Source organism: Cardiobacterium sp., from assembly GCF_057314735.1.
This window is the reverse complement of the sequence record NZ_DBHKZK010000075.1, coordinates 5,458-30,660: the sequence shown is the minus strand read 5'-3', so window position 1 is coordinate 30,660 and position 25,203 is coordinate 5,458. Positions and strand designations below refer to the sequence as shown.

Annotated in this window: 19 protein-coding genes and 1 pseudogene; 16 read left to right on the top strand and 4 right to left on the bottom strand. The window is 57.8% G+C overall.

Annotated elements, in window-relative coordinates:
• Positions 1-84: 84 nt before the first annotated feature.
• Positions 85-588, bottom strand: coding sequence for a retropepsin-like aspartic protease family protein (locus tag ACO54Z_RS11185; RefSeq protein WP_485997081.1), 504 nt, complete (start codon positions 586-588; stop codon positions 85-87).
• Between the two features lie 57 nt (positions 589-645).
• Here ACO54Z_RS11185 and ACO54Z_RS11180 point away from each other — a divergent pair, with 57 nt between their 5' ends.
• Positions 646-1,344, top strand: a complete 699-nt coding sequence (locus ACO54Z_RS11180) for a tellurite resistance TerB family protein (protein WP_485997080.1) — start codon at positions 646-648, stop codon at positions 1,342-1,344.
• A gap of 81 nt (positions 1,345-1,425) precedes the next feature.
• The gene (locus ACO54Z_RS11175; RefSeq protein ID WP_485997079.1) at positions 1,426-2,448 is read left to right on the top strand and encodes a Gfo/Idh/MocA family protein; all 1,023 of its coding nucleotides are present in this window, start codon (positions 1,426-1,428) and stop codon (positions 2,446-2,448) included.
• 6 nt (positions 2,449-2,454) lie between these two features.
• Here ACO54Z_RS11175 and ACO54Z_RS11170 read toward each other — a convergent pair whose 3' ends face one another.
• Complete coding sequence (locus ACO54Z_RS11170) at positions 2,455-2,889, bottom strand: GNAT family N-acetyltransferase (protein ID WP_485997078.1); 435 nt, start codon at positions 2,887-2,889, stop codon at positions 2,455-2,457.
• A gap of 71 nt (positions 2,890-2,960) precedes the next feature.
• On the opposite strand from ACO54Z_RS11170, the gene ACO54Z_RS11165 reads away from it, so the two are divergent.
• The 4 genes from ACO54Z_RS11165 (at position 2,961) to ACO54Z_RS11150 (ending at position 7,296) form a co-directional block, all read left to right on the top strand.
• Positions 2,961-3,650 (top strand): LysR substrate-binding domain-containing protein, encoded by a 690-nt coding sequence (locus tag ACO54Z_RS11165; protein ID WP_485997077.1) that lies wholly within the window; start codon positions 2,961-2,963, stop codon positions 3,648-3,650.
• A gap of 186 nt (positions 3,651-3,836) precedes the next feature.
• On the top strand, positions 3,837-5,135 hold the full coding sequence (locus ACO54Z_RS11160; RefSeq protein WP_485997076.1) for a Tat pathway signal protein: 1,299 nt from the start codon (positions 3,837-3,839) through the stop codon (positions 5,133-5,135).
• Between the two features lie 14 nt (positions 5,136-5,149).
• Complete coding sequence (locus tag ACO54Z_RS11155; protein WP_485997075.1) at positions 5,150-5,425, top strand: GNAT family N-acetyltransferase; 276 nt, start codon at positions 5,150-5,152, stop codon at positions 5,423-5,425.
• Positions 5,426-6,000: 575 nt separating this feature from the next.
• A complete protein-coding gene (locus tag ACO54Z_RS11150; RefSeq protein ID WP_485997074.1) occupies positions 6,001-7,296 on the top strand; it encodes an ATP-binding protein in 1,296 nt (431 codons plus the stop codon).
• Between the two features lie 104 nt (positions 7,297-7,400).
• Here ACO54Z_RS11150 and ACO54Z_RS11145 read toward each other — a convergent pair whose 3' ends face one another.
• Positions 7,401-7,736, bottom strand: coding sequence for a carboxymuconolactone decarboxylase family protein (locus ACO54Z_RS11145; protein WP_298078806.1), 336 nt, complete (start codon positions 7,734-7,736; stop codon positions 7,401-7,403).
• A gap of 171 nt (positions 7,737-7,907) precedes the next feature.
• On the opposite strand from ACO54Z_RS11145, the gene ACO54Z_RS11140 reads away from it, so the two are divergent.
• The 10 genes and pseudogenes from ACO54Z_RS11140 (at position 7,908) to hflC (ending at position 23,485) form a co-directional block, all read left to right on the top strand.
• Complete coding sequence (locus ACO54Z_RS11140) at positions 7,908-8,828, top strand: cupin domain-containing protein (protein ID WP_485997073.1); 921 nt, start codon at positions 7,908-7,910, stop codon at positions 8,826-8,828.
• A gap of 254 nt (positions 8,829-9,082) precedes the next feature.
• Positions 9,083-9,622: a YceI family protein gene (locus ACO54Z_RS11135; protein WP_485997072.1), complete on the top strand. Its 540-nt coding sequence runs from the start codon at positions 9,083-9,085 to the stop codon at positions 9,620-9,622.
• Positions 9,623-9,672: 50 nt separating this feature from the next.
• Positions 9,673-10,497, top strand: a pseudogene (locus ACO54Z_RS11130) (glycoside hydrolase family 16 protein).
• 494 nt (positions 10,498-10,991) lie between these two features.
• Complete coding sequence (locus ACO54Z_RS11125; protein WP_485997071.1) at positions 10,992-13,988, top strand: mechanosensitive ion channel family protein; 2,997 nt, start codon at positions 10,992-10,994, stop codon at positions 13,986-13,988.
• 203 nt (positions 13,989-14,191) lie between these two features.
• Complete coding sequence (locus ACO54Z_RS11120) at positions 14,192-15,109, top strand: restriction endonuclease (RefSeq protein WP_485997070.1); 918 nt, start codon at positions 14,192-14,194, stop codon at positions 15,107-15,109.
• Positions 15,110-15,111: 2 nt separating this feature from the next.
• The gene (locus ACO54Z_RS11115; protein ID WP_485997069.1) at positions 15,112-19,380 is read left to right on the top strand and encodes an Eco57I restriction-modification methylase domain-containing protein; all 4,269 of its coding nucleotides are present in this window, start codon (positions 15,112-15,114) and stop codon (positions 19,378-19,380) included.
• Positions 19,381-19,560: 180 nt separating this feature from the next.
• Positions 19,561-19,863 (top strand): RNA chaperone Hfq, encoded by a 303-nt coding sequence (gene hfq, locus ACO54Z_RS11110; protein ID WP_298080961.1) that lies wholly within the window; start codon positions 19,561-19,563, stop codon positions 19,861-19,863.
• 51 nt (positions 19,864-19,914) lie between these two features.
• Complete coding sequence (gene hflX / locus ACO54Z_RS11105) at positions 19,915-21,207, top strand: ribosome rescue GTPase HflX (RefSeq protein WP_485997068.1); 1,293 nt, start codon at positions 19,915-19,917, stop codon at positions 21,205-21,207.
• A gap of 19 nt (positions 21,208-21,226) precedes the next feature.
• Positions 21,227-22,474 (top strand): FtsH protease activity modulator HflK, encoded by a 1,248-nt coding sequence (hflK, locus tag ACO54Z_RS11100; protein ID WP_485997067.1) that lies wholly within the window; start codon positions 21,227-21,229, stop codon positions 22,472-22,474.
• Positions 22,475-22,489: 15 nt separating this feature from the next.
• Positions 22,490-23,485, top strand: coding sequence for a protease modulator HflC (gene hflC / locus ACO54Z_RS11095; RefSeq protein WP_485997066.1), 996 nt, complete (start codon positions 22,490-22,492; stop codon positions 23,483-23,485).
• Between the two features lie 369 nt (positions 23,486-23,854).
• Here the strand turns inward: hflC and ACO54Z_RS11090 are convergent.
• Positions 23,855-25,203: putative Ig domain-containing protein (locus ACO54Z_RS11090; RefSeq protein ID WP_485997065.1), on the bottom strand; the 1,349-nt coding region annotated here is incomplete at its 5' end.

Genomic DNA, 25,203 nt, shown 5'->3' with positions numbered 1-25,203 from the left:
CGCACGGAAAAAACTGTTTTTCAGTCGCGGGGTAAGCACTTGTCCACCGCGTTTATGCACAGGAAATGTGGACAAGTAGCGCCGCTAATCCGTTGGCTGCAACCGCAACACGCCTCCTTCCTGATGCCAACGGAAATGGCGCAACACCTGCATTCCCAGCAACACCTCGTCATCCATGCGCGGCATGATGAACGCGGGCACATCGGCAAATTCCCAGCCACCAAAAGCGAGCGAATCCAGCCGCGCCAACTGCGCGTCCGTCACCCCGTTGGCGGTGCTGACCTGCCCTGCCCCGCGCCCGCTAACGCCCAGCCGCCGCGCCAGCCCCTCGCTCAGGGCGACACCACTCGCGCCGGTATCGAGCATGAACACCACCGGTTCACCGTTAATCATACCGCTGGTGCGGAAATGGCCGTCGCCGGAGACCTTGAGCGACAGCCCGTCTGCGGTGGCCGTTGCGTTACCGCTCGGCAAATACGCCTGCTGTTCGTGCCGCTGAAAAAAGAAAAAAAACAGAAAAAACAGCAGAAAAAACACGATCAGCGCGAAAACCGTCGCATAACGCTGCCCCACCGGTTGCGATTGCATAAAAACTCCCAAACATGACATGATGACCGCCCATTTTCACCCACACAGGAGCCACAGATGGACTTCAACAGCATTCTAAATCAGGTACTCGGCGGCGGACAGCAAATCACGCAGCAGCGCAGCAACGGCGGCCTCGGCGGCAGTTTGGGCGGTGGCCTGGGCAACCTCCTCGGCGGCATCAACAAGGACACCCTCAAAGGCTTCGGCGGCGGCATGGCGGCGACCGGCCTGCTCTCGCTGCTGACCGGCAACAAGGGCTTTGGCCGCAGCGCCCTGCAAGCCGGCTCCATCGCTGCCCTCGGTGCGCTCGCCTACAACGCCTGGAAAAACTACCAGGGCAGCCAGCCCGCCAAAGCAGGCGCGGCGATGCAAGGACAATTCATCCCTGCCGAACAGCGCAACGCCGCGCAAAGCGCGCAGGCGAGCGAGCTGACCATCCGCGCGATGATTGCCGCCGCGGCGGCAGACGGCCGCATTGACAGCGCCGAAAGTAGCGCCATCCTCAGCCAAATCGGTGGCGAAGACGCCGAAGCCCGTGCCTGGCTTGAGCAACAAATGCAAAACCCGCCGACGCCGCAACAAATCGGCGCCGCCGTCGGTAACGACCCGGCACTCGCCGCGGAAATCTACCTTGCCTCGCGCATCGTCTGCGGCGACCTTGACCGCAAAGAAATCGTCTATCTGCACGAACTCGCCGAAGCGCTGCACCTCGATGACGCGCTGGTAGAAAAACTGGAACACCAGGCAGGCTTCTGAAGCAAGAGCCTTTGCCCAGGCAAAGCCTGCCCGATACGGCAGGCTTTTATACATTTATATAACCGTATATATGGAGACCCCATGAAACCCGTAAACGTCGGCATTATCGGCCTGAGTGCCACAGGCGGCTGGGCGGCAATGGCGCATTACCCTGCGCTCTGCCAATTGCCCGAACAATTTGCCCTGAAAGGACTGACCGCCAGCAGCATGGCAAAAGCGCAACAATCCGCAGAAAAATACGGCGTGCCTTATTACAGCGACGATGCCGCCGCCCTTGCCGCCCGTGACGATATCGAATTGCTGGTGGTTGCCGTCAATTTGCCGCAACACCAGGCAATCATCGAACAAATAGCGCCTTTCGGCAAAGCCATCTATTGCGAATGGCCGCTGGGCATTCATCCCGGCGAATCCCGCATCCTGCAACAAATCGCTGCACACCATAATTGCCGCACCTTTATCGGCCTGCAAGCACTGCATTCGCCCCATATCCAAAAACTCCGGCAAATTGTCAATGACCCGGCAAGTGGCAGACTGATTAGCTGCATTATCAGCGGCAGCGATCCGAGTCGCGGTCACGTAATAGATCCGCGCTATCTCTACGCACAAAATCAGGAAAATGGCGTCAATACCCTGACCATTCCCTTTGCGCATAGCCTCGCCGCCCTGCAATCCGTCTTTGGCACCTTGCACGATATGCACGCCCTGACCGCCTGCCAGTATCCCAAAGTCATCCGCAAAGATACCGGCGAAACGGTCTCCCGCACCACCATCGACCACGTCCTCTTTCAGGGAAAAACCCAGGACGGCGGCCTGCTGAATATCGCCTATCGCGGCGGCGGCAGCGGCCTGCGCATGGAAATCGAATGCGAGCACCGGCAAATTGTTGTCACCGCAAACAGCGGCCATCTCCAGTACGAACCGCTCACCATCGAAATCCTCCGTGACGGGCAAAGCGAAATTATCGCCCCTGAAGGCAATACCGCCGACATCCTCGCCAATACCTACCGCGCTGTCTGGCAGGATATGCGCCAGGGGACATATACCGTCCCCAATTTCGCCCACGCCGTCGCCCATCAACAATTGCTGTCCGAATTGGCGCAATAAAAAACACTATGGCCGCAGCATCATATCCATATGCGGAATACCATCTTCCAAATAAATCGCTGAAGTCGCCGCAAAACCAAAAGACTGATAAAACCGCTGCAAATACGTTTGCGCCTGTGCGTAAATCACCCGCTCCGGCCACTGTTGCCGGGCATACGCCAGCGCAAACGCCACCAAATCCCGCCCCAATTTTTGCGCCCGCCATTCGGGCATCACCAAAACCCGCCCCAAATGCACCGCATCAATATGCGGAATCAAACGACAATACGCGGCAATCCCGTCCGCATCACGGCGAAAAATATGCAAAGCCTGCACATCCGCCGCATCCACTTCCTGATACGCGCATTGCTGCTCCACCACAAAAACCGCTACCCGCGCCTGATAAATCGCGTGCAATTCCGCCACGGACAAATCCGCAAAAGATTTCACCTGAAAATCCATAAAAGTCTCCCGATAAAAAGGGCGTATCATAACGGACCGGACGCCGCCTGCTTGCGTGCAGCGGCGACGCCGTGCAGGCCTTGCAGGACGCCATCGAAAGCGTGCGCGACGACAACGCCATCCCCTCCGGCCTCGTGCGCGTGACCCTGTCGCGCTTCGCTTACCAACTGATATTCCGGCCATTTATCGCCGAATTTGGCGCGCGCTACCCGCACATCCAGCTCGAACTCTCGCTCTGCGACGGCACCATCAACATCCTTGACGCGGGTTACGACCTCGGCATCCGCTTCGGCGACACCCTCGAAGAAGGCATGGTCGCACGCCGCCTGCTGCCGCCCTTTGCGGAAGACCTCTACGCCGCCCCGGAATACCTCGCGCACCACGGCACGCCGCAGACCCCGGACGACCTTGCCCGGCACCGCCTCATCGGCTACCGCTACATCACCGCCAACTGCCTGCTGCCACTCACCCTCGACGCCGACGGCGAACCGCTCGGCGTAGCCATGCCAACACCGCTCATCTGCAACGACATCGACGTCACCGCTGACGCCATCCGCGCCAGCCTCGGCATTGGCCGCCTGTTCACGCCCATCTGCGCACAACAGCCCGACCGCGAGCGCTTCCGGCCGGTACTGCGCGACTACTGGAAAACCTACCCCGGCGTCTATCTCTACCACCTGCCGCACGCCCAAAAAGCCCGCCGGGTACAGGCGCTCATCGCCTTTCTCACCGAAAAGACGGCGACGATTGACGTCGAATAACAATCTCTGCACAAACAAGCCACTATCGAATTGTTCACATTTTTTCCAAGGAAAAAATGGCGTTCACGCACACAAACACCAAGGAACTATTGCGAAAAATCGCATTTTTACCCACGAATTTCGCCCTCATTCCCGCTCAAGTCTTGCGTGTTACACTCGCCGCTTCCCCATCAACCGGAGCATCCCATGCCCACCCGCCGTCAAATCCTCGTCCGCGCCGCCGGCGCAACCGCCCTGCTGACACTGAACCACAGCGCATTCGCCGCCGCCAACCCGGTGCAGCACGCCACCGCCATCACCCGCGTTTACGGTGACGGTATGCGCCTTGTCGCCATCGCTGTCGAATACCGCGACGCCGTTATCGCCGCCACGCTGGACAAAAACGCCTGCCGCGTCGCAGACCGCAACATCACCAACGCCTACCTCAGCGACAGCCCTACCGGCGCGCCCGCCGCATCCGGTCGCTACCTCATCCTTGAACTCAATCCCGATGACGACGGCGCGCTGCTCACCGTAAAAAAAGGCCGCCCCGCCAAGCAAAAAGACGATCCCGCGAAAAACGGCCCCGGCAAAGTGGGCGACAAAGCCGACAGCGCGCCCACCCTCAAACCGGCCAGCGCCGAAATCAGCATGGGCGGCGACACCCTCAAAACCGACGGCGTCATCAACCTCGTCTTTGACGACTTCAAACAATACGAATTCGCCGACGCCGCCACCGGCAAAACCGTGCGCTACAACCTGTTCATCCCGAAAAAACTTGCGGCCGACAGCCATTACCCGTTGGTGCTGTTCATGCACGACGCGGGCGTGACCGGCAACATCGTCACCGCCCCGCTCTACCAGGGCAACGGTGCCATTGCCTGGGCAACCCCGGAAGCACAAAAAGACAACCCCTGCTTCGTCCTCGCCCCCGAATACGACGAAATCATCGTCGATGACAGCAGCACCGCCTCATCCTACCTTGACGCCACCCTCAACCTCATCCGCGAGCTGGTCAAAAGCCACCCGATAGACGACAAACGCCTCTACACCACCGGCCAGTCCGGCGGCGGCATGATGTCCATTGCGATGAACATCAAATACCCCGACTTCTTCGCCGCCTCCTACCTCGTCGCCTGCCAATGGAATCCCGAGCTGCTCACACCCGCGATGAAAAACCTCAAATGGTGGATAACCGTCTCCGAAGACGACAGCAAAGCCTACCCCGACGAAACCGCCATCACCGAAAAACTCGCCAGCTTTGGCGCGAAAGTGGCGCGCGGGCAGTGGAATGCCCAATGGACGGCGGACGAATTTCAACAAGCATTCGCCCAAATGGACGCCGAACACGCCAACATCAACTTCGTCCACTTCACCAAAGGCAGCGTCTTCAAAACAGAAGCCGAAGCCAACGCGGGCGGCGCATCCGGGCATACCGCCACCTGGAAATACGCCTACAACATCGCGCCCATCCGCGAATGGATATTCCGCCAGCAAAAATCCTGACAGGAGGACGAACCATGCCCATTATCCGCACCGACAATGCACTCGCTTACCAAGCCGAAAACGGCGAAACCCTTGGCAAAATCACCTGGCGCACCATTGACGCGCACACCATCGACGCCAATCACACTTACGTTGCGCCCGCCCTGCGCGGTCAGGGCATCGCCCGCCAATTGCTGGACGCCCTCGCCGCCCTGGCGACAGCAGAAGGCTGGCGCATCCACGCGAGTTGTCCGTATGTGGTCAAAATGTTTGCCCACAGCAACCGCTACGACGCGGTCAAAACGGCATAAGCCTGGCGCAGAATTTCATTGCTGCGTTTGCGTTCGTAATTCTCACGTTCCAGCGCCTTGATGCGGGCGTTCTGCTCCTGTTGGGCTACAGTAGCGGAGTTTTGTGCGTCCTGATGCTTGCGGTACCAGACGCGTAATGCCTACAGCCACTTGGACGCAATCGCCTGGATGGCAGCCCAGTCGGAAGAACGCTGTGCGCGGATTTCTTCGAGTAGCCGGATGGCACGTTCACGCACTTCGGGGATGTATTTTGGGGGGCGCTGTTTTTTCCTTCATGGGGATGCCTCTCACAGATAGTGCTCCCTCCTGATTTCTTGGGGCGGTTCACTTTATGGAAGAAGCGGATAAAAATTATTGATAAACACCAACCCCGCTATCCTGTATGTATAGCCAGCCACCGAAAGCCTCGTACGGTGTTGCGTCGCCTGACCGGGTACCCTAAAAAATGGCGCAGCCGCCATTTTTTAGGGAAACCCGCGCCGTACTACCGCGTACTGTCTTCAGCGAGATGCCTTGTCTGAAACTTTCGGTGGATAGTTATAAATAACGAATCACCTTCACCCGCCACCCCGCCCATGAAAAACGCCCCCTCGCTGCGCCTGCGCCTTGCCGCCAGCCTCACCGCCGCGACTCTCGCCGTCGCTCTCATCTCCGGCATCACCGCCTGGCTTGCCATCCACAACGAGGCCAACGACTACCAGGACGACATCCTGCGCCAGACCGCGACCCTCATCGACCCGCACAACCCGCCGCGCCGCGCCGACCTCGACGACGACAACCGCATCGACATCGAAGCCGTCGCCCGTACCGGTCGCTATGGCCGCTTCCTCGGTAAAAACCCGCACGACGGCTACCACGACCTGCGCCGCCACGACCGCGCCTACCGCGCCTACATCCACACCTACCCCGGCGGCGAACGCCTCGCCCTCATCCAGGACACCGAAAGCCGCGACACCATCGCCAACGCCAGCGCCTGGCACGCCATCGCGCCGCTGTTGCTGCTCGTCCCCATCCTCGCACTGACCAGCCTCTACACCATCCACCGCGCGCTGCGCCCGGTGCGTCGCTTGAGCCGCGACATCGAAGCGCGCGGCGAAAACGACCTCTCGCCACTCGCCGACAGCGGCGTGCCGCAAGAGTTGCGCGGCATCACCCGCGCCATGAACCGCCTGCTGGCACGCATCGCTAGCACCATTCGCCGCGAACAACGCTTCATCGCCGATGCCGCGCACGAACTGCGCACCCCAATGACCGCGCTCACCCTGCAAGCCGAACGCCTCACGCCGCACCTTGCCGACAACGCCGCCGCACGCGCGCAACTGCACACCCTGCGCGACGGCATCCGCCGCACCAGCGCCCTGCTTGAACAACTGCTGCTGCTCGCCCGCAGTCAACACAGCGAAACCGCCGCCCCCGCCGCGAGCCACGTGCAGGCTGTCTTTCGCCAGGTTATCGAAACCCTGCTGCCGCTTGCCGACGCCAAACAGAGCGACCTCGGCATCGCCAGTGACACCGACGCCACCCTGCCCCTCCCCGCCGCCGAACTCTATACCCTCATCAAAAACCTCGCCGACAACGCGCTGCGCTACAGCCCGCGCGGCAGCCGCATTGACCTCGGCCTCGAAACCCGCACTGATGCGACCATCCTCATCGTCGAAGACAACGGCCCCGGCATCGCACCAGACGAACGCGCGCGCGTGCTCGACCCGTTTTACCGCCAGCTCGGCAGCGACGAAGAAGGCACCGGGCTGGGACTCGCCATCGTCAAAACCCTCTGCGACAAATACGACGCAAGCCTCACCCTGCACGATGCACGAAGCCATCCGCACGGTCTGCGCGTGGAAATCCGTTTTCCACGCCAGATACCCTAACCCAAAGGGTCAGGCATAAAAAAACAATAAACACGCCAATCAACCGCCATCAAAAAAGCCACGGCAAAACCGTGGCTTTTCGCAAACCATAGAGAAAGAAAAAATCAGCCCTGACTCGCCTCATAAGCATCGAGTACGCGCGCCGAATAGACCATCGCCGCACCGGCATTCATCGCCACGGCGACGCCCAATGCCCCGGCAATCTCTTCGCGGGTACAACCGGCCTTGATTGCCGATTCCACGTGCACGGTAATACAACCATCGCAGCGGGTCGTCACCGCCACCGCCAGCGCAATCAGTTCGCGCGTTTTCAAATCGAGCGGGCTGTCTTCGCCCGCCTGGTTCAGCGATTGATAACCCTGCAACGTTTTCGGTTGCAATTTGCCAAAAGCGCCAATGCGATTCTTTAATTTCAGACGATAATTTTTCCAGTCAAGCATAAAAACTCCGATAACAGGTTTAAAGAAAAGAGGCGCGCATTATAAAAACCACGCCGCGTCGCGTTGTCGCAAAAAAACGCTGCGCCGTCTCGCCGCCAAACCTTTGAGGCTTGTCATAAAAGCGCACAAACCCCGCCGCTATAATGCCCGCGAATCCCACGGAGAATCCCTATGGACAGCATCGACCGCTATCTCGACCTGCTTGACCTGCAAACCCGCATCGAAGTCTATTGCCACCTGCAAGCGCCCTTCCGTATGCCGCACAACACGGACGAACCCGGCACCGCCTGGTTTCACCTGCTGCTTGAAGGCCGCTGCACCATCGAAGTGAACGGCAAAAAACACGAACTGCAAGCGGGCGATTTCTTCCTCCTCACCGCGGGCAGCCAGCACACCATCTACGCGGGCGAAGGCGACAGCGCCATCAGCAGCGATCGCAAAAACGGCCTGCTGCAACTGTGCAACGACGCCGACGGTGAACCGCTGCGGATGCTCTGCGGCATCTACCAAGTGCGCAACCGTGCTGCCACCGCGCTGCTCGCCATCCTGCCCGAACCGCTGCGGGTACCGCTCGGCGACATTCCGCAACTGCCCGCCCTTTGCACCCTCATCCATAACGAAGCGCTGGCGCGGCGCGAAGGTAGCGTCAGCATCGTCCGCGCCCTCTGCGAAATCCTGCTGCTGCTCGCCCTGCGCCACATCAGCGACCTGCCGCAACAGCACCGCCTCACCGCGCTCTTTGCCGACCCCGGCCTCGCGCGCGTACTCGCGCACATCCTCGCCAACCCGTTTGCGCCCTGCACCACCGAAGCGCTGGCGGAAATCGCCTGTATGTCGCGCGCCACCTTCGCCCGCAAATTCCAGCAGGCGGCAGGTAGCGGCGTGCAAACCTTCATCCGCGCGCTGAAAATGTCGGCGGCGGCGAAAATGCTGCGCGACAGCAACCGCGCGGTTGGCCGCATCGCCGAAGAAACCGGCTACCAGTCCGAAGCCGCCTTCAACAACGCCTTCAAGGCACAATTCGGCATTACCCCGGCGCGTTATCGCAAGCAAGAGGGGGGAAAAGACGAAACCCGTCAGGATACCCCCTGAAAAATATCCATTTCCCCATCCAGCTTCACGGTATAAACCCGTTCTTGTGGCAATAATTCCCGCGCTGCATCGGGTCGGTTTTCCTGATAAACACGGATGGATTACCTGTCATAATGGGCATCAATCATATGCCTTAAAAAAATCATAAAATTCCCCCAAAAAACATAAAACATTTACCATAACCAAACAGTAACCGCAAAACCATCACGCCCCGCTATGATGCCTGCTCCCTTTCCAACCCCCAGGAGTTATCCATGAATATCCGTACCACCTTGCTGGCCGCTGCGTTCGTTTCTGGTGCTGCCATTGCCGCCCCGGTCAAATACGACATCGACCCGACCCATTTCTTTGTGCAAATTGACGTGCCGCATTTGGGCTTCAGCCATATCCCCGGCCTTTTCAAGGAAGTGAGCGGTTCTTATGTTTATGACAGCGATACCGGCGAAATTAAAGACGTGAGTGTTACCGTGAAAATCATCTCGCTTGATACCGGCCACGGCGAGCGCGACGAACATTTGCAAAAATATTTGAACAGCACCAAATTCCCGGAAGCCACCTTCAAATCTACCGGCTGGAAAGACGGACAATTAAGCGGCGATTTGACCTTTAATGGCCAGACAAAAAGCATCACCGTACCCGTGAGCAAAAATGGCGAGGGCAAAGATCCCTGGGGCGGTTATCGCAGCGGCTTTGAAACCGCCTTTACCCTGAAACCCGCCGATTATGGCGCCAATATTGAAGTCGCCCCGGAAGTTGCCATCAAAGTTTCCGGCGAAGGTATTCAGGCCAAATAAAAACGCCTGCATAAAAAAACCACGGTTCACCGTGGTTTTTTTATGGCGCCATGTTGAAACTGTTACCATGCCGCAAATTTCAAGGAGCCATCCCCATGAACATTCGTCATATTCTGTTTGTCGCCGCCCTCTTTTGCACCGCCGCCTTTGCCGCACCCGCTTCGCGGCCACCGGTCGTCGGTTCGTGGCAGTTGCGTTATGCCGAGGAGTTTGACGGTTCAGGCGCGGATTTGCAGCAGCGCGGCTGGATGACTTTGCGCGGCAGCGGCAACGGCTATCGCGCGCCGTTCAATCCCGACCTGGACGACGCCGCCTTTGACAGCCGTTATGCCACCCTGCAAAACGGCAATCTGCGCCTGCGCTGGGCGCCGGTCGCCCTCACCGATGACGGCAGGTCGTATCCTTACACTGCAGGCATCGCCACGACCGCCAGCGGTTTCAGTTTCCGCTATGGTCTGATTGAGGCGCGTATCTGGCTGCCCAGCACGGCGGGGATTGCCCCGGCGTTCTGGCTGTTGCCGTCGCCGGTGGATTCGGCCTGGCCGCCGGAGGTGGATATTGCCGAGTTTTCAACCACCGACCGCGGCCAGGTGGATGCGCATTCCAATGTGCATTATCGCTAGGGCGGGCGGTTGCGGCAGATTTATGGTTTTCCCGCTTATGGTGAGAATGTGGGCGGCGCTTGGCACATTTATACGCTCGACTGGTGGCCGGACAGCATGACGATGCTGCTCGATGGCCGCACGGTGTATCGCTATACCGGCGCCGGGATTCCTGCTGTGCCGATGTATATTGTTTTCTCCGCCGGGGTGCTGAAGGGGCAGCGGCCGGGCGCGGGAAATATGCTGGTGGATTATGTGCGGGTGTGGCAGTAGTTGTCCGCTGGCTGCGGGGTAGGGCTTGCCCTGCCGCTGTTACGGTGGCGAGAATCCGGGTCAGCACGAACCTTGCACCCTATGGTTATTTTGGTGTCGGCCATAAATGGCCGACCTACGAGTACTGATACGATGGCGAGAAACGCGAACAGCGCAGACCCTACGCCCAGAATCTGCCATAGGGTGCGCCTTGGCGCACCGTCCCGATAACTTCACGGAAACCCGGCTCGTAGTCAACCGTGTTCCCCAACCGACGGGTTGGGGAACACAGTTGACTACGCCTGAACCTATGGTTGTTTGGAGAACGGGCGGTTACGCTGCGCCAACCGCCCTTGCACGTTGGACGCAAAGCGCAGGTTTAACGGTGGGGCAAGCCCCACCCTACGCCGCAGCGGTACAACGCCGTACAGGGCTTTGTGAGGATTGCTATACGCTGCGTTTCTCCCGCAGCCCCGCTACAATACCCGCCCTTTTCCGCCCTGCCCTTCCCTGCCATGCGTTTCTTTTTTCTCGTTTTTGCTTTTTTCATCGCCACCGCATCCGCCCAGTCGCTCGATGATGCCGGGTCGGTGCCGTCGGCCAGCCAGCTCGCGCAGCTGGAAGCCATCATCACCCAGACGGAGGCACGCAATGAGAGCTGGCAGAAATTGCTGCCGGCGGCGCAGGATGAGGAGTTGCCGGAGGTGGTCGGCGAGCGCGATTTGGCCGCCATCCGCGTTTCGCTGGAGCAGGTGCAGGCGGATTTGGCCGGGCTGCGCGGCGAGCAGGCGGCGGTCGGGCAGGCGATGGAGATGGAGAAGAAGCGCAGTGATGCGCTGAATGCCTTGTTGCAGAAGCAGTCCAACCCGCTGCTGCGCGGCAATGGCGATGTGCATGGCGACCGCGCGCAGACGGAGGCGCAACTCGCGGCGAGCCAGCGGCACAGCCAGTTGTTGCAGCGGCAGAAGAATGCGCTGGTGCAGGCGGTGGCGCTGGCGGAGCAGTTTCATGCGGCGCTGGAGGCGCGTTATCAGCGTTTTAATGAGCGTTATTTGGAGTCATCGCGGCAGGCGCCGACGGCGAAGTCGCGCGCGGCGGATTTGGCGCAGCTGGAGCGGCAACTGGCGCAGTTGGGCGAGCAGTTGAACAACGGCAGTTTGAGCCGTGAGGCGCGGCTTGACCGCTATATTGAGCTGACGCTGGTGCATTCGCAGATTTTTTTGACCAACAGCGAGGATGAGCTGCTGGCGCTGGAGGCGCGCTTGCAGGAGTTGCAGTTCGCCGATTTGACTTCGCTGTCGCTGGAGCGGATTGACCGCATCCGCGCCGAGCTGGACGCGACGCTGCGCCGTTTTGCGGCGCTGCAACCGCAGATTGAGAGCAACCGCCATATTGTCGGCGAACAGTACCAGTTGTATGAACGCCAGCGCGGCACGGTGCCGGGGACGGTGGCGGCGCGGCGCAAGGCGCTGGACGCGCAGTTTCAGCGGCTCACCGCCCTGCTGGAAAGCAATACCACCAGTCTGAAGATGAATCTGGATATCGCCGACCGCCAGTATTCGCAGCTCGCTAGGGAGCGCCTGACCGAACAGTACCGCTTCGGCGGCGACCTTGCCGCGCTGCCGCAACGCGCTACCGCCATCGTCAAGGCGGGCGGCACCTTCCTCGGCCAGTACGCCGTCGCCCTGCAAACGCTTTACCGCAGCCTGCACACCCTGAGCGGCACGCAATGGCTGCTCATCGCCTTCGCCGCGACGCTGCTGCCACTCGCCACCCTCGGCGCGATTGCCGTGTTGAACCGCCTCATCCGCCGCTATGCCAGCCAGAAAAAGCTCACTTTCGCCGGGCGGCTGCTGTTTTTCCTCTGCAAAATGCTGAAGAACAACCTGCCCTACCTCGCCCTCTTCCAGTTCGCGCTCGTCCTCATCCACACCAGCGGCATCACCGCGCCCGCCTCGCATATGCTGCGCCTGCTGCCTGCGGTGCTGCTGTTCAACACCATCCCCTATTACGCCGCGCGCAACCTCATCAGCACCGGCCTCATCGCCACCCCGGAAAAACGCCGCATCATCCGCCCGACCATCATCTACGCCGCCGTCGGCAGCCTGCTCTTCTCGCTGGTGCTGATGGCGGGCTGGATACTGGACGACGCAGTCATCACCGACGCCTACCGCTGGATCTTCGCCCTCTACAACCTCTTGGTCGGCATCCCCGTCTGGCGTGCCACCAGCCGCAGCCTCGCCTACATGGACGGCTTCTACCAGGAATACTCCACCTACCGCATCCTGCGCCCGCTCATTCGCGCCATCCCGGCGGGCATCCTCGCCTTCGGTGCCATCGGCACACTGGGCTACCTTAACCTCGCCTGGCTCATCGCCGCACACCTGCTCATCTTCCTCCTCTACGCCCTCATCTGGGTCGCCATCACCGCCATCCTCAAAGACAGCGCCCGCCGCGCCAAACGCCGCGCGCTGCGTACCGGACGCGGCGTCTTCTGGACGCAGGACGTCATCAACCCGGTACACACCTTCCTCACCTACGGCAGCCTGCTCCTCATCCTCCGCCTGCTGCAACACAGCTTCGGATGGGACGAGCGCACCCCGGTCATCCAGGAAATCCTGACCCTGCTCAAAACCCCCATCACCAAAGGCGACAACAGCCACTTCACCCTGCTCAACATCCTGCTGATGGCGGTACTGCTCTACATCATCTACCGCGTCGGCGGCTGGATAAAATCCTTCAGCTACCGCTGGATATACAACAAAATCGCCGATCTGGGCATCAGGAACAGCCTCGCCGTCTTCAGCCAGTACGCCGCCGTCACCTTAGGCTTCTTCCTCGCGCTGCGCGTCATCGGCATCGACCTCACCGCCTTCACCGTCTTCGCCGGCGCCCTCGGTGTCGGGATCGGTTTCGGCATGCAGACGATTGCCAACAACTTCATCAGCGGCATCCTGCTGCTGATTGAGCGCCCGTTGCGCAACGGCGACATCATCACCGTCGGCAACTACGAAGGCACGGTAGAGCGCATCGGCATGAGGTCGCTGACCATCACCACCTTCAACAACGAAAGCGTCATCCTGCCGAACTCCGACTTTGTGACGAGCGCCTTCATGAACTGGTCACACCAGGACCCGATCACCCGCACCATTCTCTACCTTGATCTCGGCTACCGCCACGATCCCGGCTACGTCAAAGGCCTGCTGATGCAAACCCTCGCCCAACTCGCCGAAGAAGGCCACATCCTCGACAGCCAGGAGCACGACTACGGCGCCTTTGCCTACGACTACTCGCCGCGCGGCATGACCTGGCGGGTACAATTCCACATCCATATGCAAACGCACCACCGCCTCACCAGCCGCCACCTCGTGATTGAGCGCATCTGGCAAACCTGCCGCGCACACGGCATCGAAATCGCCTACCCGAAACAGGACGTGTACTTCCCCGCCACCCCCGACCAACCTGCCCGCGAGCTGCGCGACTGGCCGGAATTACCACCGCCGAAGGCATAGGCCTGCCCCCCACCCCCGCTCCGGCGGGGTTTTTTGACTACAATACCGCCCCTTTCACCCCACGGAGACCACACATGGCAAGCCTTGACGAACTCGTCGCCACCACACCAGCCTGGATTTCCAACAGCCGCAGCGCAGAACAAGCCATCGCCCCGGCAAATCCTGCTCAACTGCATCGCGTAAAAACTTCTTAAATATGACTTATGGCAGCAGATAATCCCGTTATCACAAAAGTATATGAACCGCAGGGCGCGGATATTTCTGAAACCCGTATCCGTGAAGAAATGCCCGAAATTCTCGATATCCTGCTGGCAGACCGGATGGCTTCCAGAAGCTGTCGCAAAAAACGTAATATTATCTGGGCAAACGACAACTATATTCACCACCACAAAAAACATTATGCACCCGGTGCGGAAATACGCCCGGCGTTAATTACCGGGAAAATGGGGCATCTCATCATGCCACGGGAGCTAAAACCGGCAGAGCTGCAAAAAGAACGTACCAAAACGCGTGCAGAAGTCTTTACCCCCGCCTGGGTCGTCAAAAAACAGAATGACGAAATCGAACAAAGCTACCTTGACGATGACCTGGAAACCTATATCAAACGCACCTGGCTGGAAATCACCTGTGGCGAAGCGCCTTATATGGCAAGCCGTTACGATATGGCTACAGGAAAAATCATTCCCCTGGCAGAACGGGCAGGGTTTGTGGACCGCAAGTTGCAACGCATCAATGACGGGACAAAAAGAAACCAAAAAGTATGGCAGCGTCTGGTAACGCTTGCCTATCAGGCCAGCTACGGCTTTGAATGGAATGGCGATTCATTGCTGCTGGCACGGGAAAACCTGCTCTATACTTGCCGCGACTATTACATCGCCAAGTGGGACGGGGAAATACCCTACGATTTCTTCAAAAAAATTGCCCGCATTATCAGCTATAACGTTTTTCAGATGGATGGCATCAGTCTTGCCCCGCTTTCATCCATAAAGTTTTCTACAGATAGCAATGTCCAGCTGGAAATGTTCCAGCAAAAATCCATACCGCCACAAGCGGTAAGGCATCATGTGCAGATTATGAACTGGAAAACCCGCAAATGGGAAAACCTGGACTTGGGAGATTAACCATGAATAACACCATTATCAAAACCACCAAAACTATTTATCCGCAGATTTATGCTTATATTCTTCCTACGGTAACAGAGAAGGAAGGCTGGATTAAAATTGGTTATACCGAGCGCAAAAATGTGGATGAGCGCATCCGGGAACAAACCCAAACTGCCGCCATTACGCTTGCTTACCAAAAACTATGGTCGGCACCTGCCAAATTTGCCAATTCTGATGGATGGTTCAAAGACCATGATTTTCACCGTTATTTGCGCAATTTCAGAAAAATCGAACAGCGTAAAAACAGCGAATGGTTTTTCTATAACGGTACGCCTGAAAATGCCAAAAGCGATTTTGACGCTTTTATCCATCATAAACTTGAACAAGACCAGGAGACGAGCGATTACCAACTCCGCGCCGAGCAAGCTGATGCCGTAGCGCAAACGCTTGCCTGGTTCAACGCCAACCCGGAAGGCGAGTTTTTATGGAATGCCAAGCCCCGTTTCGGCAAAACACTCGCGACTTATGATCTGGCGCGCAAACTGGATGTGCAAAAGGTGCTGATTGTTACCAACCGTCCCGCGATCGCCAATTCCTGGTTCGATGATTTTGGCAAATTTATCGCCTGGCAAACCGATTTTGCCTTTGTTTCTACCAGTGACTCACTCAAAGACCGCCCCGTACTGACACGCGACCAATTCTTGCAACAACTCGGGCAAGCCGGTGGCAAACAACGCATGATTGCCTTTATTTCCCTGCAAGATTTGAAAGGTTCACTTTATTTTGGTGGCAGTTATGACAAGCTGCAATGGGTTAGCGGACTCGCATGGGATTTGCTGGTCATTGATGAAGCGCACGAAGGGGTGGATACCTTAAAAACCGATGTCGCCTTTGACAACATCAAACGCAAATTTACCCTGCACTTATCCGGTACGCCATTTAAGGCGGTAGCATCGGGCAAATTCAATGCCAACGAGATTTATAACTGGAGCTATGCCGACGAACAGGCAGCAAAAGCGCACTGGGATACTGCCGCAGAAGAAAACAATCCATATGAAGCGCTACCACGCCTTAACCTGTTTTCCTATCAAATCAGCCCAATGCTTACCGATGAAATCAATCAGGGGGCGCAGATTGACGGGGAAGACCATGATTATGCCTTTGACCTCAACGAATTTTTCGATACCGATGAAAATGGCCACCTAAAATACAAGAAAGAGGTCAAAAAATGGCTGGACACCTTAACCGCCAACGAAAAATACCCGTTTTCCACGCCGGAATTTCGCAGCGAACTCAAACACACCTTTTGGCTGCTTAATCGTGTCGCTTCTGCCAAAGCGCTGAAAGAATTGCTGAAGAATCATCCGGTATTTGAAAATTATGAAATCATCCTGGCCGCTGGCGACGGCAGTGATGATGACACACCGGCAGCCAATCAAAAAGCCCTTGACCGCGTCAGGAAGGCCGTTAAAAAACACGACAAGACTATTACCCTCTCCGTCGGCCAGCTTACTACCGGCGTTACCATTCCCGAATGGACAGCGGTATTGATGCTTTCCAATATGCAATCACCCGCCCAATATATGCAGGCTGCTTTTCGCGCACAAAATCCGTGGCGTTATGAAACAGACGGGCAGCGTTATCAAAAGCAAAACGCCTATGTCTTTGACTTTGCGCCTGAGCGCACGCTGATTATTTATGATGAATTTGCCAACAGCCTGCTGGGGAAAACCGCAGGCGGGCGCGGCACCAGCAGCGAGCGTGAACACAATATCCGCGAGCTGCTCAATTTCTTCCCGGTAATTGCCGAGGATAGCGAAGGGAAAATGGTGGAGCTGGATGTCAATCAGGTACTCACCATTCCCAAAGCCATCAAGGCGCGGGAAGTGGTGCGGCGCGGTTTTATGTCCAATCTGCTGTTTCAGAATATTGGCGGTATCTTCGCCTCCACCGCAGCGCGCGAAATCTTGGAACAACTCAATCCGGTAGCGGAAGGCAAGAATGTACCGCGCCATACCTCCAGGCCGATTGATACAAATGGCGTTGCCGTGGATGAAAACGGCAATGCCGTGGTCGCCCCCGAAATGGTCATTGCCGAAACCGATGCCCGCTTTGGCGAGAAAATCTATCAGACCATCAGACAAACCGCTGCCGGGATAGCGGAACAAGACAAGGATAATGCGATTGCCGCCAATATTGGCGAAAGCGTCAAGGCGGAAACGCAAAATGCACTTAAAGAACTTGCAAAAGAAAAAGGCATCAATGATAAAGAGCTGGAGAGAATTTCCGGTAATGCAGGCACTGCCGTCGCGCGTGAAGTAGAAAGAGTACAGGCGCAGACTTATATCGAACAGGCCAAAGCGAAAACCGCTTATGAAAAAGCGGTTGTCGCAAGCAATGGTGACGCGCTCAAGCTGGCCGAAGCCGAGGCGGATTATGAAGTGCGGCAGCAACAAATCGCGCAGGCGGCACAACAGCAAATCGAGACCGCTGTTACTACTGCGGTTCAGGAGCAGGCGCAAGCCGCTACCCAGGCCGTTCTTGCCCGTGCCGAGGAAAATAAAAAGGCAGTTGTAGAGAATGACATCCGCGCCCGCTTGCGCGGATTTTCCCGCACCATCCCGTCATTCCTGATGGCTTATGGCACGCCTGATACGACACTGGCGAATTTTGACCAAACGCTTGATGATGCCGTCTTTACCGAAGTAACGGGCATTACCCTGGCGCAGTTCCGCCTGCTGCGCGATGAATACCGGTTTTTTGATGAAGCGGTATTCAATGAATCCGTGCAAGAGTTTTTGCACAAGCGGGCGGCGCTGGCTGATTATTTTGACGAGAATCAGGGCGAAGATATTTTTGACTATATCCCGCCGCAAAAAACCAACCAGATTTTTACCCCGCGCAAGGTGGTGCAATTGATGCTGGACGCGCTGGAAGCGGAAAATCCCGGTATTTTCAATAATCCTGCGCATACTTTTGCTGATTTGTACATGAAGTCCGGGCTGTATCTTGCCGAAATTGTCAAACGCCTGTTTGTTGGCCTGCAAGCGCAAATACCCGATGACCAACTGCGCCTGAAGCATATTCTGGAAAAGCAGGTTTACGGCTTTGCGCCGGGTGAAATCATTTACAACATCGCGCGTAATTTTATTTTGGGCTTTGATGAAGCGACGATGAATATCAACAGCAAGCATATTGTCTGCCTTGATACCACGCCTTACGCAATGGGTAACGCGGATTTTGGCGCGAAACTGAAAGAATTATTTGGAGAGCATATGAAATTTGATGCGGTTGTGGGCAATCCGCCCTATCAGGAAAGCGGGGAAGCGCGTGATGAACCAATCTATCACCATTTCTATAATCTGGCAGCGCAATTTGGCAGGCGCTATTGCCTGATTTCGCCCGCCCGCTTTTTGTTCAGGGCGGGACAAACGCCCAAAGAATGGAACGAGAAAATGCTGAATGACGAGCATTTGCGCGTCCTTGTTTATCAGCAGGATTCTTCCGCAATTTTCCCCAATACCGACATCAAGGGCGGCATTGCCATTCTGTACCGGGACGAAGAAAGGCATTTTGGCGAAATCGGCGTATTTGCCCATTTCACCGAACTTAACAGCATTGCCGCAAAAGTTGCCGCCCTGGGCGAGCCTTCTTTTGCCGACCTGGTGCAAGCGCAAGGCATTTACCGTTTCTCGCCGGATTTTTTCAAAACGTTCCCGCTGGCGGAAGCCATGCAAGGCAAAGGCACGAAAAGCAAGATTGTTTCCAAATCTTTTTCCCAAATGGATTTTGCCTTCTTTGCAGAACCCCAAAATGCGGATGCGGTAAAACTGCTTGGTTTGGTAAAAGGCAAGCGGGAATACAAATGGATTGACCGGCAATTCTTATCCACGCCAGCCAGCTTTGAAAAATGGAAAGTCATGCTGCCCGAAGCAAACGGGACGGGCGCAATAGGCGAAGTGCTTAGTACACCCTTGATAGGGGAACCCTTGATAGGGCATACCGACACGTTTTTATCAATAGGCGCATTTGATTCTGAAGCAGAAACGCAGAATGCGCTAAAATATGTAAAAAGCAAATTTGCCCGTACCATGCTCGGCATTTTGAAAATTACCCAGCACAATTCCCGCTCAACATGGACAAAAGTCCCGCTGCAAGATTTTACGGAAAACAGCGATATTGACTGGTCGCAATCCGTTGCCGGGATTGACCGCCAGCTTTACCGGAAATATGGCCTGAATGCGGAGGAAACCGCCTTTATTGAAAGCAAGGTCAGGGCGATGGATTGACCCTGGGCGGCCACCCCTTTCCCGCCGCCGCAAAAACCGCCAGATACCTGCCGTTACCAGAAGCGGCACCGCCGCGCGAAGCCCTGAAAATCCGCCCGCTGCGGGCGTTTTGTGATACATTGCGCGCGCGCCGCTCCGACCAGACCGGCGCTTTCCCAAACCTTTCGGAGTACAACAACAATGAGTAAATCCCAATCCCTGCAAGACCCTTACCTCAATGCCCTGCGCAAAGAACGCATCCCGGTATCCGTGTATCTGGTCAATGGCATCAAACTTCAGGGACAAATCGAATCGTTTGACGCTTTCGTGCTGCTACTGCGCAACAACATCTCGCAGATGGTGTACAAGCACGCGATTTCGACCATCGTGCCGGCGCGCAACGTCCGCCTGCCCGGTGAAGACGAAGAAGGCGAGGAAGGCGAACAACCCGCCGCTCCCGCTGCGGAAGCCGTCGCCCGTCCGAGCACCGACCCGCTTTATTGATGATGCAACGACAGCCGACTTTCGCCGCGCTTTCCGCAAGGGAGGCGCGTTTTGTTTGAGCGACCGAAAAGCGGCGAACGCGCCGCGCTGGTGCAGGTGGACATCAACCGCACCCCGGATCCGGCGGTCGAAGAGGAGTTCCACCAGCTCGCCCTCTCTGCCGGAGCGCAAATCATCTGGTCGGAACGCTACAGCCGTGGCGAAGTGGAGCCGCGCTATTACATTGGCCGTGGACAGGCGGAAGCGCTGGCGGCGGCGGTGAAGGCGCACGACATCGAGCTCGTCATCTTCAACGCGCCACTCTCGCCCTCGCAGGAGCGCAATCTGGAAAAACTGTGCAGCGCGCGCGTGCTCGATCGCAGCGGGCTGGTGCTGGACATCTTCGCGCAGCGGGCGCGCAGCCACGAAGGCAAACTGCAAGTGGAACTGGCGCAGCTCAACCACCTGGCGACGCGGCTGGTACGCGGCTGGACGCACCTGGAGCGGCAAAAAGGCGGCATCGGCCTGCGCGGCCCCGGCGAAACCCAGCTCGAAACCGACCGCCGCCTGCTCGCCGTGCGCATCAAACAGTTGCAACGCCGCCTCACCCACGTCAAAAAACAGCGCGAAGAAAACCGCAAGGCGCGCTCACGGCGCGACATCCCGACCGTGGCGCTGGCCGGCTACACCAACTCCGGCAAATCGACGCTGTTCAACACCTTGACCGCCGCCGACGTGTACGCGCAAGACCAGCTCTTTGCCACCCTCGACCCGACCTGGCGCAAACTCAACCACGCCGGGGCGCAGACCATCCTCATGGCCGACACCGTCGGCTTCGTCAGCGACCTGCCGCACGAACTCGTCGCCGCCTTCTCCGCCACATTGGAAGAAACCGCGCGCGCCGACCTCCTGCTGCACGTCATCGACGTCGCCGACCCGCACCATCTGGAGCGCGAAGCCGTCGTCGAAGACGTCTTGAAAAGCATTGACGCCGCCGACGTCCCCACCCTGCGCGTCTATAACAAAATCGATCTGCGCGGCGAAGCCCCGCGCGTCAAGCTCGGCGCGGACGGCAAGGCGGAAGCCGTCTTCCTCTCGGCGCTGACCGGCGCGGGCGTGGACCTGCTGACAGACGCCATCATTAACCACTTCAAAAGCGACGAAAAAAACGGCTGGCTGCACCTAGCGCCGCACGAAGGCGCGCTGCGTGCCGCGCTCTACGCCGAACACGCCGTACTGGAAGAACGCAGCGCCACCGACGGCAGCCAATGGCTGCACATCCGCCTGCGCGAAAAGCACTATCACCAGATACAATCAAAGTATAATCGCCGCCTTGAACTCCAAACCCATTCAGACATACCGTAAACAAAGGAACCCGCAACCCATGTTCACCTTCCTGCTCGGCCACCTGAGCCGGCGCCGACCGCAGCCGGTCGCCATGGCACAAGACCCTTGGGGCAACGACAACGACGGCAACAAAAAAAACGACCAGCCGCCGGATCTGGACGAATTCTTCAACAAACTGCTGCGCCGCAACCCGCGCCGTAGCGGCAACGGCGGCGACAGCGGCGGCAGCCCTGCCGTCTTCCGCCTCTCCGGCAAAATCATCCTGCTCATCCTGGCCGCCCTCTTCGTCGCCTGGCTATCAAGCGGCGTCTATACCGTGCGCGAACGCGAAAACGGCGTCGAAACCTTCCTCGGTCGCTACTCCCGCACCACCAAAGCCGGCCTTAACTGGCACGTCCCCGTGCCCTTCGGCCAAGTCAACAAAGTGGACGTCACCTCCATCTCCTCGATGAAAGTCGGCGAATTCAAAAGCCAAAGCGGCCGCGTCAGCACCAGCGACCAGCGCAACGGCCAAATGCTGACCAGCGACGAAAACATCGTCGAAATCGGCGCCGCCGTGCAATACCGCATCCGCGACGCGAAAAACTACCTCTTCCAGGCGAACCAGCCCGAAGAAGTGCTGCGCGACATCGTCATCTCTGCCATCCGTGAAGTCGTCGGCAGCAACACCGTTGATGACATCCTCATCGAAAAACGCGGCGAGTGGCCACAAGAAGCCAAACAAATCATCGACAAAACCCTCGAACAATACAACCTCGGCTTCGAAATCGTCGCCTTCGAACTCCAAGACGCGCGCGCACCGGTAGAAGTCCAGGACGCCTTCGAAGACGCCGTACGCGCCCGCGAAGACGAAGAACGCCTCGGCCTCGAAGCCGAAGCCTACGCGCGCGAACGCATCCCGGTCGCTAGAGGCGAAGCCAAACGCCTGCTACAAGCCGCACAAGCCTACAAAGCCGAAACCCTCGCCCGCGCCGCCGCCGACAGCAGCCGCTTCAACAACCTGCTCGCCGCCTACCGCGAAAACCCGGCCGTCATGCGCGAACGCCTCTACCTCGACACCATGGCAGGCATCTACGCGCAGAGCAACAAAGTACTGGTCGATGCCGACGACGCGCGCCCCATTATCAACCTTGGCGACGCCCCTGCCCTGCCCGCTCCGCTCGCGAGCGAAAGCACAGCCCCGGCGGCAAACATCCCGCCCGCACCCGTCGTCACCCCCGCCGCCGCCAACGGCAAAACCCCGGCCAGCAACAACAACCGCAACGACCGCAGCCGCAGCCGCTAACGCCAGGAAACCCGCATGAACCACAGAACCAACGCCCTCCTCGCGGCCATCATGGTCGCCCTCATCATCCTCGCCAGCAGCGCCTACATCATCAACGAACGGCAAATCGCCGTCGTCACCCAATTCTCGCGCCTCATCAGCACCGACGACGAAGCCGGACTCAAATTCAAAGTCCCCTTCGTGCAGAACGTCGAATTCTTCGACGCCCGCATCCAGCGCCTGGACGTCGAACCCGAGCGCTTCATGACCAACGAAAAAAAATGGCTCATCGTGGACTATTTCGTCGAATGGCGCATCAAAGACATCCGCACCTTCTACACCAGCGTCCAGGGCAACTTCGACCAGGCGAGCCGCCTCCTCGACAACATGGTCAAAGAAAACCTGCGCGGCGAATTCGTGCAGCGCTCCGTCAAAGAAGCCATCTCGCAAGACCGCGGCACCATCATGGACGCGGCAAGCCGCCGCATCTCCGGCCAGGCAGAAGCGCGCTACGGCATCGAAGTCCTCGGCGTGCGCCTGAAGCGCGTCGACTTCTCCGACGAAATCCGCGACCGCGTCTTTGACCGCATGCGCGCCGAACGCGAGCGCGTCTCCAAAGACTTCCGCGCGCGCGGCCAAGAAAAATCCTCGGTCATCCGCGCCACCGCCGAACGCGAAGCCGCCGAACTCCTCGCCAAAGCACACGAAGAAGCCGACATCATGCGCGGCGAAGCCGACGCCAGCGCCGCCAAACAATACGCAGCCGCCTACGGCGCCGACCTTGACTTCTACCGCTACTGGCGCAGCCTCACCGCCTACCGCGACAGCCTCGGCGGCAGCACCCTCATCGTCAAACCGGACAGCCGCTACTTCCGCTATCTGAACGGCGACGACACCCCGCCGGAAACCGAAGCCGACAACACCCCTGCCGCCCTGCCCGCCCCGGCGCTCAACCCCGTCCCCGACCCGGTCATCCCGCCCGAAGCAGCCACCACCGCCCCGGCAAAAGACCAAGAACCGATGCTGCCATAAACCCGCCACACGGCTCACAACCCCATTTACATACACCTTGAGCGCTCAAAGCGCGTAGGGGCGGTTAGGGCGAAGCCCGTAACCGCCCGCCACACGAAACGGGCGGTTATGCTGCGCTAACCGTCCCTACCGGATCCGTTTACATACACATGGAGCGCTCAAGTGTAGTATAGCCATCCACCGAAAGTTTCAGACAAGACGCGCCGCTGAAGACAGTACGCGGTTGTCGGCGAAGCGGCGCAACACAGTATGAAGCTTTCGGTTGGATGGCTATAGCTACGCCACCTCATCGTACAGCGTTTGTGAGGATGACTATAACAACAAGCCCCTGCGAACAGGGGCTTTTTCATGGCCAATAAGACGCTGCAATCAGGGATTGCCCGCTGCCAGCAACGGACGCGGTTGCAAATCCGGTACTGCTAACGCATCCAGCGGCTGCGCCTGGCTATTCAGTGAAGCAATCGCCTGGTTCATCTGCAACGCTTGGGCAGCGGGGTCCGTATAGTTCCCCTGCGGTGGATTTTGCGCGCCGGTCAAGGAATTAATGGCGTCATGGTCAAGCGTCATGCCGTCGGCAAAGTAAATACTGTCTATTTGCCAGCCCGGCTGGAAATGGTTGGTAACGGTGATTTGGTTGTTTCCATCCTTGCTACGCAAGACGAGATTGTTGCCTTCGCGACGGATGTCAAAATCGCTGCGGTTCATGTCGCTAAAATCAATACTGTCATGCCGTCTCGCCCCGGTATCGTGGTTGTTGATGATGTCATTACCGTCTCCGCGTGCGAAATGATAGATGTCATTACCACTCCCGCCATCCAAAACGTCATTTCCTTTATCACCGTACAAATCATCATGAAGATTACCGCCAACAATGGTGTCATTGCCGCCATAACCATGAATTTTAATATTCACACCATATGCACTTCGTACTATTCCTTTTAATACGTCATCTTTATCGCTGCCTATCAACCCTATTTGTGGAAATTTTCCTCTTATCATCAGTACACCGCTGGCAGATTCACCTGCTTTGTCGGTAGCCGTTATCCTGACGAAATAGTCTTTTCCTCCTCTGACAAAGGGCAGGCTTCCGGTTAAAACACCCGTTTCGGAGTCTATGGAAAGCCAGGAAGGCAATGGCTGACCATCTCTCATTTCAGCGCTAAAGGTTAATTTGTCGCCTTTATCTATATCCCGTATATAGATTCGCGAATTACATTTCACTTCCCCGTCACTATTCGCGCTATGCAAAGAGAAAGGAGCGCTTTTATATGGCGCATCGTTGACATTAATCACATTCAGCGCAAGGTGCTGGCTGGCAGCACCGCCTTTGCCCTGGACGCTGATTTCAATATCGAGTACGCCGACATCGTCATTGCCGGGGGTACCGCTAAAGGTGCGGGTTGCGGCATCGAAATTCAGCCACTGCGGCAACGGTTTGCCATCTGCCAGGCGGGCGCTGTAGCTCAGTTTGTCGTCCTTGTTGGCCGTGTGGAATGCATCTTCCGCAAGGGTATAAGTCAGCTTGTCCTTTTCATGAATGCTCTGTGCTGCCAGCGGTTTACCTGCGGTTGGCGCCTGCGGCTGTTCCGGCTTGGGCTGTTCCGGTTTGGGCTGTTCCGGCTTGGGCTGTTCCGGCTTGGGTGGTTCAGGTTGGGGCGGAACGGGTTGGGGCGGAACGGGTTGGGGCGGAACGGGTTGGGGCGGAACGGGTTGGGGCG